This window comes from Pseudomonas sp. Z3-6, assembly GCF_051131985.1.
GTDB classification, from domain to species: Bacteria; Pseudomonadota; Gammaproteobacteria; order Pseudomonadales; family Pseudomonadaceae; genus Aquipseudomonas; species Aquipseudomonas zanjanensis.
This window is the reverse complement of sequence record NZ_CP071644.1, coordinates 975,192-989,336: the sequence shown is the minus strand read 5'-3', so window position 1 is coordinate 989,336 and position 14,145 is coordinate 975,192. Positions and strand designations below refer to the sequence as shown.

General features: G+C 62.8%; 14 protein-coding genes. 7 read left to right on the top strand and 7 right to left on the bottom strand.

Going from position 1 to position 14,145, the window contains the following annotated elements; genetic code table 11:
• Positions 1 to 82 precede the first annotated feature (82 nt).
• Entirely contained in the window at positions 83 to 1,321 is a 1,239-nt protein-coding gene (locus J3P88_RS04480; protein ID WP_434574217.1) for an MFS transporter, read from the top strand.
• Here the strand turns inward: J3P88_RS04480 and J3P88_RS04475 are convergent.
• From J3P88_RS04475 to J3P88_RS04465, 3 genes are read right to left on the bottom strand one after another with little or no spacing between them, the layout of a single operon-like run.
• Positions 1,318 to 3,519 carry a xanthine dehydrogenase family protein molybdopterin-binding subunit gene (locus tag J3P88_RS04475; protein WP_434574215.1) on the bottom strand — a complete coding sequence of 734 codons (2,202 nt, stop codon included), beginning with the start codon at positions 3,517 to 3,519 and terminating at the stop codon, positions 1,318 to 1,320. The genes J3P88_RS04480 and J3P88_RS04475 overlap by 4 nt on opposite strands.
• Positions 3,519 to 4,520: an FAD binding domain-containing protein gene (locus J3P88_RS04470; RefSeq protein WP_434574213.1), complete on the bottom strand. Its 1,002-nt coding sequence runs from the start codon at positions 4,518 to 4,520 to the stop codon at positions 3,519 to 3,521. Before J3P88_RS04470 ends, J3P88_RS04475 begins: the two co-directional genes overlap by 1 nt.
• A complete protein-coding gene (locus J3P88_RS04465; RefSeq protein WP_186706524.1) occupies positions 4,517 to 5,044 on the bottom strand; it encodes a (2Fe-2S)-binding protein in 528 nt (175 codons plus the stop codon). The genes J3P88_RS04470 and J3P88_RS04465 overlap by 4 nt, the downstream gene beginning before the upstream one ends.
• A 191-nt stretch (positions 5,045 to 5,235) precedes the next feature.
• On the opposite strand from J3P88_RS04465, the gene J3P88_RS04460 reads away from it, so the two are divergent.
• Together J3P88_RS04460 and J3P88_RS04455 are read left to right on the top strand one after the other, a co-directional pair.
• Positions 5,236 to 5,514 (top strand): type II toxin-antitoxin system RelE/ParE family toxin, encoded by a 279-nt coding sequence (locus tag J3P88_RS04460; RefSeq protein ID WP_434574210.1) that lies wholly within the window; start codon positions 5,236 to 5,238, stop codon positions 5,512 to 5,514.
• A gap of 15 nt (positions 5,515 to 5,529) precedes the next feature.
• Positions 5,530 to 5,817 (top strand): HigA family addiction module antitoxin, encoded by a 288-nt coding sequence (locus J3P88_RS04455; RefSeq protein WP_434574208.1) that lies wholly within the window; start codon positions 5,530 to 5,532, stop codon positions 5,815 to 5,817.
• A gap of 6 nt (positions 5,818 to 5,823) precedes the next feature.
• Here the strand turns inward: J3P88_RS04455 and J3P88_RS04450 are convergent, their stop codons facing one another.
• Together J3P88_RS04450 and J3P88_RS04445 are read right to left on the bottom strand one after the other, a co-directional pair.
• Positions 5,824 to 6,390, bottom strand: coding sequence for a DJ-1 family glyoxalase III (locus tag J3P88_RS04450; RefSeq protein WP_434574206.1), 567 nt, complete (start codon positions 6,388 to 6,390; stop codon positions 5,824 to 5,826).
• A 161-nt stretch (positions 6,391 to 6,551) separates the two neighbouring features.
• Positions 6,552 to 7,007: a DUF4879 domain-containing protein gene (locus tag J3P88_RS04445; protein ID WP_434574204.1), complete on the bottom strand. Its 456-nt coding sequence runs from the start codon at positions 7,005 to 7,007 to the stop codon at positions 6,552 to 6,554.
• Positions 7,008 to 7,211: 204 nt separating this feature from the next.
• On the opposite strand from J3P88_RS04445, the gene J3P88_RS04440 reads away from it, so the two are divergent.
• The 4 genes from J3P88_RS04440 to J3P88_RS04425 all read left to right on the top strand — a co-directional run bounded on the left by J3P88_RS04440 (position 7,212) and on the right by J3P88_RS04425 (position 11,165).
• On the top strand, positions 7,212 to 8,507 hold the full coding sequence (locus tag J3P88_RS04440) for an NCS2 family permease (RefSeq protein ID WP_434574202.1): 1,296 nt from the start codon (positions 7,212 to 7,214) through the stop codon (positions 8,505 to 8,507).
• Positions 8,504 to 9,583 (top strand): tRNA (uridine(54)-C5)-methyltransferase TrmA, encoded by a 1,080-nt coding sequence (gene trmA / locus J3P88_RS04435; protein ID WP_434574200.1) that lies wholly within the window; start codon positions 8,504 to 8,506, stop codon positions 9,581 to 9,583. Before J3P88_RS04440 ends, trmA begins: the two co-directional genes overlap by 4 nt.
• 284 nt (positions 9,584 to 9,867) lie before the next feature.
• A complete protein-coding gene (gene aroQ, locus J3P88_RS04430) occupies positions 9,868 to 10,308 on the top strand; it encodes a type II 3-dehydroquinate dehydratase (RefSeq protein WP_434574198.1) in 441 nt (146 codons plus the stop codon).
• Positions 10,309 to 10,313: 5 nt separating this feature from the next.
• On the top strand, positions 10,314 to 11,165 hold the full coding sequence (locus J3P88_RS04425; protein WP_186706531.1) for a shikimate dehydrogenase: 852 nt from the start codon (positions 10,314 to 10,316) through the stop codon (positions 11,163 to 11,165).
• A gap of 117 nt (positions 11,166 to 11,282) precedes the next feature.
• On the opposite strand, the gene J3P88_RS04420 is transcribed toward J3P88_RS04425, so the two are convergent.
• On the bottom strand, positions 11,283 to 11,960 hold the full coding sequence (locus tag J3P88_RS04420; RefSeq protein ID WP_186706532.1) for a TetR/AcrR family transcriptional regulator: 678 nt from the start codon (positions 11,958 to 11,960) through the stop codon (positions 11,283 to 11,285).
• 102 nt (positions 11,961 to 12,062) lie between these two features.
• The gene (gene quiC / locus J3P88_RS04415; RefSeq protein WP_434574196.1) at positions 12,063 to 13,964 is read right to left on the bottom strand and encodes a 3-dehydroshikimate dehydratase QuiC; all 1,902 of its coding nucleotides are present in this window, start codon (positions 13,962 to 13,964) and stop codon (positions 12,063 to 12,065) included.
• Positions 13,965 to 14,145 lie beyond the last annotated feature (181 nt).

The window sequence follows — 14,145 nt, the reverse complement described above, 5'->3', positions numbered from 1 at the left end:
CTAACTATTTTTTCCCGCTACCGCAACTTCCAGTTACAGCTCGGTGATAATCTCAAAGCCTTCATCACCGGACCCGTCATAGATGCCCAGCCAAGCACCGCTGCTGCTCCGTCACCACCGTCCCTTCATCGCCTTCTGGCTGGCCCGGATCTTCACCGCCAGCGGCTTCCAGATGCTCACCGTGGCTATCGGCTGGAACCTCTATCAACTGACCGGCAACGTTCTCGACTTGGGCCTGGTGGGCCTGGTGGAATTTGCCCCGCGCGTGCTGTTCATGCTCCACACCGGGCATGTGGCGGACCGCTACGATCGGCGCAAGGTCGCAGCGATTTGCCAGTCATTGCAGGCGATGATTGCCCTGGCGCTGGCGATCGGCAGCGCCACCGACCATGTCTCCCGGGAAATGATCTTCATCCTTGCCTTCCTGCTGGGCGCCGCCCGTTCCTTCGAAATGCCGACCACCCAGGCGTTGCTGCCCAGCATCGTGCCGGCCGGCCTGTTTCCCCGCGCCGTGGCCGCCGCGCAATCGGCCCAGCAGTCGGCCACCATCGTCGCCCCGGCGCTGGGCGGCTTGCTCTACGCCTTCGGTAGCGTCTGGGTCTATGGGCCCACCGTGGTGCTTTACCTCATTGCCTGCTGCCTGATGCTCAACCTGCCCGCCCGGCAGACGCCGCTGAATAAAGGCAAGGCGACCCTGGATTCGTTGCTGGCCGGGGTTCGCTTCATTCGCAGCCGCCCGGACATCCTCGGGGCGATCTCCCTGGACCTGTTCGCCGTGCTGCTCGGCGGCGCGACGGCGCTGCTGCCGGTGTTCGCCAAGGACATCCTGCTCACCGGCCCCTGGGGCCTGGGCCTGCTGCGTTCGGCGCCGGCGGTCGGGGCCTTGCTGATGTCGCTGTGGCTGGCGCGGTTTGCCGTGGAGCGCAAGGTTGGCCGGGTGATGTTCACCGCAGTGGGCGTGTTCGGCGTCGCCACCATTGCCTTCGGCCTTTCCACCTCGTTCTGGTTTTCCTTGGCAGTGCTGGTGGTGCTGGGCGCGGCAGACATGATCAGCATGGTGATCCGGGCCTCGTTCGTGCAATTGGAAACGCCGGATGAAATGCGCGGCCGGGTCAGCGCGGTGAACGGGCTGTTCATCGGCGCTTCGAACCAGTTGGGCGAGTTCGAATCCGGCCTCACCGCCCACTGGTTCGGCACGGTGCCGGCGGTGGTCATGGGCGGTGTAGGCACACTGCTGGTGACCGGGACCTGGATCAAGCTGTTCCCGACCCTGGCCAACCGCGACCGGATGCACGAACCGGTGGACGAAGCGAAGGCCTAAAGCAATTTGTCGAGGGTGATGGGGAAGTCCCGCACCCGCTTGCCAGTGGCATGGTAGATCGCATTGGCCACCGCTGCGGCCACCCCGACGATGCCGATCTCACCGACGCCCTTGGACCCGAGCGCATTGACGATATCGTCCTGTTCCTCGACAAAAATCACCTCGACGTCACCGATGTCGGCACTGACCGGCACGTGATACTCGGCCAGGTTGTGGTTCATGTGGCGACCGAGGGCGTGGTCGGTCAGGGTCTCTTCGTGCAGGGCCATGCCGACGCCCCACACCACGCCCCCGAGAATCTGGCTGCGGGCGGTTTTCGGGTTGACGACCCGGCCGGCGGCGATGGCACTGACCACTCGATTGACCTTCACCGTCCCCAAATCCTCGTCCACCCACACTTCGACAAACACCGCCGAGTGAGTGGCCGTGGCGTAGGCCTGGCGTTTTTTGTCCGGCTCGGCAGTGACCTGGGCCTGCAGCGGTGTCTCGCCGCTTTTCTGCGCCAGCTCTGCCAATGCCACACTCGCTTCGCCCAGCCGCAAATGGCCATCGGCAAACGTCACCTGCTCAAGGGTCGCGCCGCTGAACGCCGGACACGCCTGGCGGGCCACGGCCAGGAATTTTTCCTTCAGCGCTTCACAGGCCTGCTGCACGGCGGTGCCCACCGACGAGACGGTGAACGAACCGCCCTGCAACGGCGCGGTGGGCAGCGACGAATCACCCAGGACAAACCTGACGTTCTCAAGGGAAACCCCTGACGCCTCGGCGGCGATCTGGGTCATGACCGTGTAGGTTCCGGTGCCGATGTCCGTGGTGGCGCTGCTGACGGTCAGCTTGCCATCCGTATCCAGCGAGGCCCGGGCACTGGCCTTCTGCTGCATGGCCTCCCACACACCACCGGCCATGCCCCAGCCGACCAGTTGCCGGCCTTCACGCATGCTGCGCGGTTCCGGGTTGCGTTTGTCCCAGCCGAAACGACGGGCGCCTTGGGCATAACATTCACGCAGTTCCTTGCTGGAATAGGGCTTGCCTTCGTTCTCGTTGCGTTCGGCGTAGTTGATCAACCGCAGTTGCACCGGATCGATCGCCAGGGCACAGGCCAGTTCATCCATGGCGCATTCCAGGCCGATCAGCCCGAGGGCCGCGCCGGGCGCACGCATGTCCAGGGGCGTGTAGACGTCCAGCGGCACCAACTTATAGGTCAATGACACGTTGTCGCAGTGATAGAGCATGCCGCTCCACTCCACTACGTGCTCGGTGAAGTCTTCGAAACGCGAGGTCTGGCCGACAGCGGTGTGCGCCACGGCCAGCAAGCGGCCGTTGGCCGCCGCCCCCAGCTGCAGGCGCTGGAACGTGCGTGGCCGATAGCCAAAGGTGAACATCTGCTGGCGCGTCAGGCTGACCCGCACCGAACGCTTGAGGGCGAGTGCCGCCATCACCGCCAACGGCAATTGATATTGCGGGCGCAGTCCGGAACCGAAGGCGCCGCCGACAAACGCGGCAAACACGCGCACCTGCTCTTTCTCAAGGCCGAAGACCTTCTGCACATAGGCTTGGCAATTTTGCGTGCCTTGGGTCTTGTCGTGGATGTGCAGGCTGCCGTCAGGCTGATACAGCACGGTGGAGGCGTGTGGCTCCATCGGGTTGTGGTGTTCCACCGGCGTGCTGTAGGACACATCCACGCTGAGCGCGGAACTGGCGTACTCGCCCTGAAAATTCCCACGAGGCTTGGGCAATTCAGCGGGTGCCGGATGGGCCTCGTTTTGCAGGATTTTCAGATCGGTCTGGTGATCCTCGGCCGCGTATTCGATTTCAACCAGTGAGCCGGCATACCGCGCCAGCTCAAGGTTCTCCGCCACCACCAAGGCCAACGGCTGACCGCTGTAGAGCACTTGGTCGTTGTACAACGGCCGGAACGGCGAGCCGTCCGCCGCATCGGCATCCTGGTAGGGCTCGTCGTAGCTGGCGATTCTCGGCCGGTTGGTGTGGTCGATGACCGCGACTACGCCGGGCAGTGCCAAGGCTCGGGACGCATCGATGCGCAGCACACGGCCACGGGCGACCGTACCGGACACGACGCTGCCATGCAGCAGGCCGTCCTCGGGATATTCACCGGCGTAACGTGCCTGGCCCGTCACCTTGAGCAGGCCATCGACCCGGTCGAGTGGCTGCCCTATGGATTTGCTCGAAGCGTTCATCAGGCGTGTCCTCCCTGCGGTGCGCTACCCAACGCGGCATTGCTCAAGGCACGGACAATCGCCCGCCGCGCCAATCTGACCTTGAAGCCGTTGTGCTCCAGCGGCTCGGCGTGTTGCAGCAGCGCATCGGCGGCGGCGGTGAACGTTTCGCGGCTGACAGTCTGCCCAGTCAGCCAGCTCTCCACCGCCCGGTCGCGCCAGGGTTTGTGCGCCACGCCCCCCAGGGCCAGGCGGGCCTGGCGAATCACCGGCCCGTCCAGCTCCAGCGCCGCCGCCACCGAGACCAGGGCAAAGGCGTAGGAGGCGCGGTCACGGATCTTCAGGTAGTGGCTATGGTCGGCAAAACCGGCGGCAGGCAACTCGATGGCGGTGACCAATTCATCGTCAGCCAACTGGTTATCACGTTCCGGGGCATCGCCGGGCAGACGATGGAAGTCAGCGAACTCGATGGTCCGCGCCCCGCCCCGTCCCAGGACATGGACCACCGCTTCCAGGGCGGCCAAGGCCACGCACATGTCGGAGGGATGGGTGGCGACACATTGATCGCTGGCACCGAAAATCGCGTGGATGCGGTTCAAACCGTTCCGGGCCGGGCACCCGCTGCCGGGCCGGCGCTTGTTGCACGGCACGCTCGCGTCATAGAAGTAATAGCAGCGGGTACGTTGCAGCAGATTGCCGCCGGTACTGGCCATGTTGCGCAACTGCGGCGAGGCGCCCGCCAGGATGGCCTGGGCCAGCAGCGGATAACGGCGCTCGATCCACGGATGCCAGGCCAGGTGGGCGTTGCTCACCAAGGCGCCGATCATCACTCCGCCAGACGGGGTTTCACTGAGGTCCGCCAGGGGCAAACCGGTGATGTCGATCAAGTGTTCAGGGCGGGTGAGGTTCTCTTTCATCAGGTCCAGCAGGTTGGTGCCGCCGGCGATGAAGCGGGACACCGGGCTCGACAGATCGACGGCCGCCTGCACCGTGTCCGGCTTGCTGTATTGGAAAGGGTTCATCGGTCACCCCCTTGTTCCTGACGGCAACGAGGCAAGGCGTCTTCAATGGCATCGCGAATGTTGTTGTAGGCACCGCACCGGCACAGGTTGCCGCTCATCAGTTCACTGATCTGTGCGCGGGTCTGCGCCCTGCCCTCGTTGGCCAGCCCCACCGCCGAACAGATCTGCCCCGGCGTGCAGTAGCCGCACTGGAACGCGTCATGGGTGATGAACGCCTGCTGCATGGGATGCAAAGCCTCATCACTGGCCAGGCCTTCGATGGTGGTCAGCTCGGCACCGTCGCACATCACCGCCAGGGTCAGGCAGGCATTGATCCGCTTGCCGTCGCGCAGCACGGTGCAGGCCCCACACTGGCCGTGGTCGCAGCCTTTCTTGCTGCCCACCAGGTCCAGTTGCTCACGCAGCAGGTCCAGCAAGGTGGTCCAGGCCAGCACTTGCAACTCTCGCACCTGGCCATTGAGGGTCAGGCGAATCGGATGACGGACGAAGGACGCCGACGTCGCTTCGGACAGGGTCGCGCTCATGGAACACCTCACGGTTGGTCGTACTCGCAGCGTTTTGGGAAACCGCCGTCATAAGGGGTACGACTTCAGGGTGGGGTGAAGCGTTCAAGGCAATTGCGATGCTGCGGGCAACGCAAGCAACATGAATTAGCGGGCCTGTGCGGTATATATGTACCGCACCGAGTGTAATGTATCGCCTTACACTCTGTTCCATGATTAAATCCTTCCAGCACAAAGGCCTCAGGCTCTTTTATCAGACGAGGTCGACCCGTGGTATCCGGGCGGACCACGGAAAACGCCTGGCCCGCATGCTCCAGTTCATGGACAGGGCGCAGGCCGCCAACGACCTGGATATCCCGGGATGGCGATTGCATCCGCTCAAGGGTGAGCTGGATGGGTACTGGTCGCTGGGGGTTTCGGGAAACTGGCGGGTTATTTTTCGTTTCATCGGGTCCGATATCGAACTGGTCGATTATCTGGACTACCACTGATCAGGAGGCTGGAACATGCCCATGCACAATCCGCCACACCCTGGCGAAACCTTGCGGTTGGACGTGTTGCCCGAGCTGGGCATCACGGTCACCGAACTGGCGCGACACCTGGGCTTCGCCCGGCCTCATCTCTCCCGGGTATTGCATGGCCATGCGCCTATCAGCCCCGATCTGGCGGTGCGCCTGGAACGTGCCGGGATCGGCAAGGCCAGGGTGTGGTTGGGCGTCCAGGCCGACTATGACTTGTGGCAAGCCGAGCGCCGTGAGCAACCCGCGATCGAACCTTTCCTCCAACACGCTTGACCTCCGTCAGGCCAGCAACTCCGCCGCCACCACGCTCCTAACGCCCTTGCCGCTGAGTTGCTCCACCAGCATCAAGGCAAACGCCAGGGCGGCGGCCGAGCCTTGGGCGGTGATGCAGTTGCCGTCCACCACCACGGGCTGATCCACGAAGCTGCAACCGGACAGTTGCTGGCTTACCGCTGGCAGGCAGGTCATGCGGCGCTGGCGCAGGACGCCGAAGGCCTGTAGCGCCAGGGCCGGGGCTTCGGCGATGGCGGCAAAGAAACGCCCGGCGGCGGCCTGGTCCTTGATCAGTTGTTGCAGCGGCTGATGGGCCGCCAAGTGCTGAGCGCCGATGATGCCGCCCGGCAGGGCGACGAGATCGAAATCCTGCACGAGCATGTCCACCAGCATGCCATCGGCCGTCAGGCGCGTGCCGCGGGCGCAGGTGAGCATGCGCCGTCCTTCGATGCTCGCCACCACGGTTTCGATCTGCGCGCGCCGCAGCACATCGATCAAGGTGACCGTCTGCAAGTCGTCGACGCCCTCGGCGACGGCGATCAGGGCTCGGGGGATCTTGGTTCCAGGAATCATGGGCGCTCTCTCCACTGGGTGATGCCTGTAGTGTAGGAGCTGCCGAAGGCTGCGATCTTTTTACAGGCGCTTGAGACTCAAGCGTCTGGGGAAAGATCGCAGCCTCGCTGCGCTCGGCAGCTCCTACACAGCGTTTATGCAGTTCCCACGCGGGAGCCGGGCTATTTGATGTACAACTGGGTCGACATCCGGTTGCCCGGGGCGTTGATCGACTGGTTGCTGAAGCTGAAGGTGCCCTCTTGCTTGCCCTTCAGGTCGAAGATGTACACATAGCCGACGACTTTGGTCCGCACCGAGCAGTCATTGAGATTGCCGTTGCTGTAGGCACATACCGGCGAGCGGGTGCCGTCGACTTCAAAGCCGTCCAGGGTGACATGGGGCTGATGGCCATAACCAACCTCCAGCACGTAGACCTTGATGTTCGGCCCGCTGTGATCACAACGCGTCTGCGCCTGCCCGGGGACGATGTCCTCGAAACCACAGGCCGGCGACTCGACCTTGAGCACCTTGACCTCAGTCAAGGGCGGTGCCGACGCGGCATTGACAGCCTGGCCGGGCAACCACAGGCCCAGCGCGCAGCCCACGGCCACCAGCCGCTTTTTATTCATGTGAAGCATAGAGACCTCCCGGAACCGCGGGCAGTATGGCCCACTTGGCGCGTTGGCAAAACATCGACGACGATCGCAGCCACAACGCCACGCTGCTGGTATGATGCGCGGCTTTTTCCGACCCGCAGAAAATTCCCGGGCGCCGCTGGCGACCTGTGCTTTGCTGTTGAGGTCGATACATTCACGGCGCCGGGCGCGCCACGGGGAGCAGACATGCTGGAAAGGCTGTTTCAACTCAAGGCACACAACACCAACGTGCGGACCGAGATCCTGGCGGGCGTCACGACGTTCCTGGCCATGGCCTACATTCTGTTCGTCAACCCGAGCATCCTCGGCGAAACCGGCATGGACAAGGGCGCGGTGTTCGTCGCCACCTGCCTGGCGGCGGCCATTGGCTCCACGGTCATGGGCCTGATCGCCAACTACCCGATCGCCCTCGCGCCGGGCATGGGCCTGAACGCCTTCTTCACCTACACCGTGGTCCTGCACATGGGCCACACCTGGCAAGTGGCCCTGGGCGCGGTGTTCGTCTCCGCCGTGCTGTTTTTCCTGCTGTCGATCTTCCGCATCCGCGAGTGGATCATCAACAGCATCCCGCTACCGCTGCGTTCGGCCATTGCCGCCGGTATCGGCCTGTTCCTGGCGCTGATCGCCCTGAACAATGCCGGCATCGTGGTGAAAAACCCGGCGACCATGGTGGGCCTCGGCGACTTGAAGCAACCGGCGCCGATCCTCGCGACCCTCGGTTTTGTCCTGATCGTCGCCCTCGAAGCCTTGAAGGTACGCGGCGCGGTGCTGATCGGCATCCTCGCGGTGACTGTCGTCTCGATCCTGATGGGCTTCACCCCGTTCAACGGCGTCATCTCCGCGCCACCGTCCCTGGCCCCGACCTTCTTGCAACTGGACATCAAGGGCGCCCTGGACATCGGCCTGGTGAGCGTGATCTTCGCCTTCCTGTTCGTCGACCTGTTCGACAACTCCGGCACCCTGATCGGCGTCGCCAAGCGCGCCGGACTCATGGGCAAGGACGGCCACATGCCGAAGATGGGCCGTGCGCTGATCGCCGACAGCACCGCCGCCATGGCCGGTTCGCTGCTGGGCACCTCCACCACCACCAGCTACATCGAATCGGCGGCGGGCGTCAGCGCCGGTGGCCGCACTGGGTTGACCGCCATCGTGGTGGCGATCCTGTTCCTGCTGGCGCTGTTCTTCTCGCCACTGGCCGCCAGCGTCCCGGCCTTCGCCACCGCGCCTGCCCTGTTGTTCGTCGCCGTGCTGATGACCTCGGGCCTGGCGGAAATCGACTGGGATGACATCACCGTCGCCGCGCCCGTGGTGGTGACCGCCCTGGCGATGCCATTCACGTATTCCATCGCCAACGGCATCGCTTTCGGTTTCATCGCCTGGACCGCCATCAAACTGGTGTCTGGCCGTGGCCGTGAGCTGAACCCGGCGCTGGTTATTCTGTCGATCCTGTTCGTGATCAAGTTGGGTTGGTTCAACGCATGACTTTTGATTCCCAGGCCTACGCCGCCCAGTTACAGGACAAGGTAGCCCGCTTGCGTGACCTGTTGGCACCGTTCGACGCACCGGAACCTGCGGTGTTCGATTCGCCCATGAAACACTTTCGCCTGCGGGCCGAATTCCGCCTCTGGCGCGAGGCCGGCGAACGGCATTACGCAATGTTCTCCCAGGACGACAAACGCACACCGATCCTCATCGAGGAGTTTCCCATTGCCAGCCTGCGCATCAACCAATTGATGCCGCAGCTCAAGGCCGCCTGGCAAGCCAGTGCGCCCCTGAGCCACAAGCTGTTCCAGGTGGAATTCCTGACCACCCTCGCGGGCGATGCGATGATTACCCTGTGTTATCACCGCCCGCTGGACGAGCACTGGCACGCGGCCGCGTCAAAATTGGCGGCCGACCTGGGCGTCAGCATCATTGGTCGCTCCAAGGGCAAGCGGGAAGTGATCGGCCACGATTACGTGGTGGAGAAACTTGAAGTGGGCGGCCGCACCTTCAGCTATCGCCAACCCGAGGGCGCCTTCACCCAGCCCAACGGCACGGTGAATCAGAAGATGCTCAACTGGGCCTATGAAGCGCTGGGCGATCGCAGCGACGATCTGCTGGAGTTGTACTGCGGCAACGGCAACTTCACCCTGCCCCTGGCCACTCGCGTGCGCAAAGTGCTGGCCACCGAAATCAGCAAGACCTCGGTGAACGCCGCGCTGAGCAACCTCAGCGAAAACGCTGTGGATAACGTCACCCTGGTGCGCCTGTCCGCCGAAGAACTGACCGAAGCCTTGAACGAAGTCCGACCGTTCCGTCGCCTGCAGGGCATCGACCTGAAAAGCTACGAATTCGGCAGCGTATTCGTCGACCCGCCGCGTGCCGGCATGGACCCGGACACCTGCGAGTTGACTCGGCGGTTCGACAACATCCTCTACATCTCCTGCAACCCGGAGACCCTCGCCGCGAACATCGCACAGCTGAACGACACCCACCGCATCACGCGTTGTGCGTTGTTCGATCAATTTCCTTGGACCCATCACATGGAGTCCGGGGTTTTGTTGACTCGGCGTTAAGCCAACACATACCTATTGTGGCGAGGGAGCTTGCTCCCGCTCGGTTGCGCAGCAACCGCAAAAAGCTTGGGGCTGCTACGCCCGAAGCGTCGGACCGGCCCAGCGGGAGCAAGCTCCCTCGCCACAATTGCTCTCCCTCCCCTTTCGGCCGGCAATGTTCGATCATCGAACACTTATTGCCCAACGACCGCTGCTTTATTTGACCAAATTAACCATCTAGTACAATTTATCTCCACCGGCTGAAACCCCGCCGACACCAACAATAAAAATGTGGAGAAACTGCGATGCCTCCGATCGTTCTGGTGCTCAACGGCCCGAACCTGAACCTGCTCGGCACCCGCGAGCCGGCCACCTACGGCCATGAAACCCTGGCCGACATCTCTGCACTGTGCGGGCGCGCCGCCGACGAATTCGGTCTGGCGGTAGAGTTCCGCCAGACCAACCAGGAAAGCGAATTGCTGGACTGGATTCACGGTGCCCGGGACCGGTGCGCCGGTATCGTCATCAACCCGGCGGCCTGGACCCACACTTCCGTGGCGATCCGCGACGCCCTGGTGGCCAGCGAAGTGCCGGTCATCGAAGTCCACCTGTCCAACGTTCATGCCCGTGAAACCTTCCGCCACCACTCCTTTGTCTCATCCGTCGCCATTGGCGTGATGTGCGGGTTTGGCAGCCATGGTTATCGCCTGGCCCTTGAACATTTCAGTCAGCGGTTGAAGGGTTGATGGGCATGTCGAATATCACTGTGCTGGCCGGCCTGATCGGCGCGGGTATCCAGGCTTCCCGCACGCCGGCGCTGCATGAGCGCGAAGGCGATGCCCAAGGCATGCGTTATCTCTATCGACTGATCGACCTGGACGCGTTGAAGCTCGACAGCGGTGCCCTGGCCGATTTGCTGGTGGCCGCCGAACGTATGGACTTCACCGGCCTGAACATCACTTTCCCCTGCAAGCAGGCGATCATCCCACTGCTGGACGAGCTGTCGCCCGAGGCCCGTGGCATCGGCGCGGTCAATACGGTGGTGCTCAAGGACGGCAAGCGCATCGGCCACAACACCGACTGCCTGGGGTTCGCCGAAGGTTTTCGCCGTGGCCTGGGGGAAGTGGCGCGCAAGCGCGTGGTCCAGATGGGTGCCGGTGGCGCCGGCGCGGCGGTGGCCCATGCGCTGTTGCTAGAGAACGTGGAAACCTTGAGCATCTTTGACGTCGAAGTCAGCCGCGCCGAGGCACTGGCCGATAACTTGAATCAACACTTCGGCACCGGCCGCGCTCGCGCCGGGCATGACCTGCCAACGGCCATGGCCGAGGCCGACGGTCTGGTGAACACCACGCCCATGGGCATGGCGAAACTGCCGGGCATGCCGGTGCCGGTCGAGCTGTTGCGGAGCGCTTTGTGGGTCGCGGAAATCGTTTACTTCCCATTGGAAACCGAGCTGCTGCGCAACGCCCGCGCCATCGGCTGCCGCACGCTGGATGGCGGCAACATGGCGGTGTTCCAGGCGGTAAAGGCGTTCGAACTGTTCAGTGGCGTGGCGCCGGACGCGCAACGGATGCTGGCGCATTTCCAGAGCATGAACCACTAAGACCTGAAGCATCCCCTGTGGGAGCGGGCTTGCTCGCGAATGCGGTGTGTCAGTCACACATTTGCCTACTGACACACCGCATTCGCGAGCAAGCCCGCTCCCACACTAGGTTCGGTGTCAGGCCTGCAAGTACCGCAACACCGATTCACACACCATCTGCCGATGCCGCTGCTTCACCGCTTCATCCGACAAATCGATCTGAAAGATCTCACCGAATGTCTGGCGATTGGACACCCGGTAGAAACAGAACGAGCTGATCAGCAGATGCACATCCAGCGGTTCGAGGCCGGCACGGAACACGCCCTCTTCGGCGCCGCGCCGCAGGATCACCCCCAGGGAATCGAGGATGGTATTGGTCATCGCCTTGATCGCGCCTGACTGCTTCACGTACTCGGCGTTGTGAATGTTCTCGATGCAGACGATGCGCACGAAATCCACATTGCGGTCGTGGTGGTCGAAGGTGAATTCCACCAGGCGCCGGATTGCGTCCACCGGGGCCAGTTCCGCCAGGTGCAGGCGGCTCTCGGTGGTGCGGATATCGCCGTAGAGTTTTTCCAGCACCTCGACGTACAACTGCTCCTTGCTGCCGAAGTAGTAATAGATCATGCGCTTGGAGGTGTGGATGCGCTCGGCGATGGCGTCGACCCGGGCACCCGCCAGGCCTTGCTGGACGAATTCGACGATGGCTTCCTGAAGAATGTTTTCCCGGGTCTTCTCCGGGTTGTTCTTGCGACTCTTGCGCGGCGGGGCGACAGGTTCGTCGAGCGCTGCGGAAAGCTCTGGATTCATAGTCATTGCGGGCTCACGGCCATCACTGCACAGGCTGGCGATTATGGGCCGCACCGTGCACTGAAGGAAGCCACGACACCGCCCATTACCGCCACGTTTACGATTTCCCTACAACTTGGCGTGCCGCAAGCCACCGCTGCGGGACTTGGCCATGGCCGCCAGGCGCACCGCGACGTTGGCGGCGCCATAACCGGCGTAACCGTTCTTGCGCTGGATGATCTCAAAGAAAAACCGCCCCTCGAACGGCTCGGTGTAGACGTGGAACAGCTCGCCACCCTGGGCGTCACGGTCGTACAACACGTTGAAGTAAGCCAGCTCGCTGAGGAACTCGTCATCGAAATCGAAACGCGCCGCCAGGTCGTCGTAGTAATTGAGCGGAATGTCTAGCAACGGTACGCCCGCCTCCTTGGCCCGACTGACCTGGGCGAAGATGTCGTCGCAGTCAAAGGCAATGTGATGCACGCCGGAACCGCGATAACTCGACAGCGCATGTGAGATCGCGGTGTTGCGGTTTTCGGAAATGTTCAGCGGCAAGCGGATCGAACTGCAGCGGCTACGCAGCGCCCGGCTTTTTACCAGGCCATAGGGGTCGGGCAAGACCACTTCGTCGTCGGCCTCGAAATCCAGCAGGCTCTTGTAGAACAGCACCCAACTGTCGAGGCTGTCGGCCGGCAGCGCCATCGCCATGTGGTCGATGCGCTTGAGCCCGGCCCCGATGACCGCCCCCGGTTGCAGGTTGAAATCGGTGCCATAGACGTCGGCGTCCTGGTCCACCAGGTAGATCAGGCTGCCGTCCGGTGCACGCACCGCCGCCAGCTCCAGCTCATTGGGCCCCACCAATCCGCGATAGGGCTGACCCTTGTAGGCAACCGCCCGCTCCAGGGCACTGGCGCTGTTTTTCACGCGCACGGCGGTGGCGCACAACGATGGCCCGTGGGCTTCGAAAAAGCTTTGGGCGAAGGAATACGGTTCACTGTTGAGGATCAGGTTGATGTCGCCCTGGCGCAGCAGGCTGACATTCTTCGAGCGATGCTGGCCTGCCTTGACGAACCCCAACCGTTCCAACCAGTGGGAGAGCTTGGCGCCGAGGTTATCGTCCACGGCGAACTCGAGGAATTCGATGCCGTCGTATTCGCTGGCCGGGGGTGTGGCGAACAGGATGTCGGCATTGCCAGCGGCGCTCGCTTCTTCGGCCAGGCGCTGGCGGGTCTTTTCTTCCAGGTACAGCAGCGAACGCAGGCCGTCGGCGGCATTGGCCCGTGGCGGCGCGGCACGAAAACCGTCGTTGAAGATCTCCAGCGACAGCGGCCCCGTATAACCACTCTTGATGATCGGCGCCAGGAAACCCGGCAAGTCGAATTCGCCCTGGCCCGGGAAACAACGAAAATGCCGGCTCCACTCCAGGACGTCCATGGCCAGGATCGGTGCGTCGGCCATTTGCACAAAAAAGATCTTATCGCCCGGGATCTGAGCAATGGCGCTCGGGTCGCTCTTGAGGGACAAGGTATGGAAGCTGTCGAGCAACACGCCGAGGTTGGGGTGATCGGCCTGGCGCACGATGTTCCAGACCTGTTGATAAGTATTCACATGGCGGCCCCAGGCCAGCGCCTCGTAACCGATGCGCAAGCCGCGGGCACCGGCCCGTTCGGCCAGCAGGCGCAAGTCATCGATGAGGATCTGCTCATCACCGACGCTGTCGGCCGAGGCATTGCTGCACACCAACACCAGATCGGTGCCCAGCTCCTGCATCAAGTCGAACTTGCGCTCGGCCCGCTCCAGGTTGCGCGGCAGACGATCGCGGCGGCAGCCTTCAAAATCACGAAACGGTTGGAACAAGGTGATAGCGATGCCCAGGTCAGCGCACATCTGCCTGATTTCCCGAGGGCTGCCATCGTAATAAAGAAGGTCGTTCTCGAAAATTTCCACCCCATCAAAGCCGGCGGCGGCAATGGCGTCGAGTTTCTCCGGCAAAGTACCGCTCAAGGACACGGTGGCAATGGAACGCTGCATGACTTCGGCTCCCGGGACAGGCATCGGCTACAAAGGTGCGCCGCTTTTTAAAGAGTCAGCCGATTATTGAGCTGTCGGTTTCTTTCAGCAATTCAATATGTACCATCCGGTTAGTTTTTTGGGCGATTATCGAACACAATGCCCATGGCTGAATTGACGATTTTTTGCTCACTGCGCACCA

Excerpts from the sequence above, each read along its gene's own strand:
- J3P88_RS04445 (WP_434574204.1), bottom strand. The coding sequence starts at position 7,007 with ATGCTTCACATGAATAAAAAGCGGCTGGTGGCCGTGGGCTGCGCGCTG.
- J3P88_RS04450 (WP_434574206.1), bottom strand. The coding sequence starts at position 6,390 with ATGATTCCTGGAACCAAGATCCCCCGAGCCCTGATCGCCGTCGCCGAG.
- J3P88_RS04475 (WP_434574215.1), bottom strand. The coding sequence starts at position 3,519 with ATGAACGCTTCGAGCAAATCCATAGGGCAGCCACTCGACCGGGTCGAT.
- trmA (WP_434574200.1), top strand. The coding sequence starts at position 8,504 with ATGACTTTTGATTCCCAGGCCTACGCCGCCCAGTTACAGGACAAGGTA.
- J3P88_RS04425 (WP_186706531.1), top strand. The coding sequence starts at position 10,314 with ATGTCGAATATCACTGTGCTGGCCGGCCTGATCGGCGCGGGTATCCAG.
- quiC (WP_434574196.1), bottom strand. The coding sequence starts at position 13,964 with ATGCAGCGTTCCATTGCCACCGTGTCCTTGAGCGGTACTTTGCCGGAG.
- J3P88_RS04455 (WP_434574208.1), top strand. The coding sequence starts at position 5,530 with ATGCCCATGCACAATCCGCCACACCCTGGCGAAACCTTGCGGTTGGAC.
- J3P88_RS04470 (WP_434574213.1), bottom strand. The coding sequence starts at position 4,520 with ATGAACCCTTTCCAATACAGCAAGCCGGACACGGTGCAGGCGGCCGTC.
- J3P88_RS04460 (WP_434574210.1), top strand. The coding sequence starts at position 5,236 with ATGATTAAATCCTTCCAGCACAAAGGCCTCAGGCTCTTTTATCAGACG.
- aroQ (WP_434574198.1), top strand. The coding sequence starts at position 9,868 with ATGCCTCCGATCGTTCTGGTGCTCAACGGCCCGAACCTGAACCTGCTC.
- J3P88_RS04420 (WP_186706532.1), bottom strand. The coding sequence starts at position 11,960 with ATGACTATGAATCCAGAGCTTTCCGCAGCGCTCGACGAACCTGTCGCC.
- J3P88_RS04480 (WP_434574217.1), top strand. The coding sequence starts at position 83 with ATGCCCAGCCAAGCACCGCTGCTGCTCCGTCACCACCGTCCCTTCATC.
- J3P88_RS04440 (WP_434574202.1), top strand. The coding sequence starts at position 7,212 with ATGCTGGAAAGGCTGTTTCAACTCAAGGCACACAACACCAACGTGCGG.
- J3P88_RS04465 (WP_186706524.1), bottom strand. The coding sequence starts at position 5,044 with ATGAGCGCGACCCTGTCCGAAGCGACGTCGGCGTCCTTCGTCCGTCAT.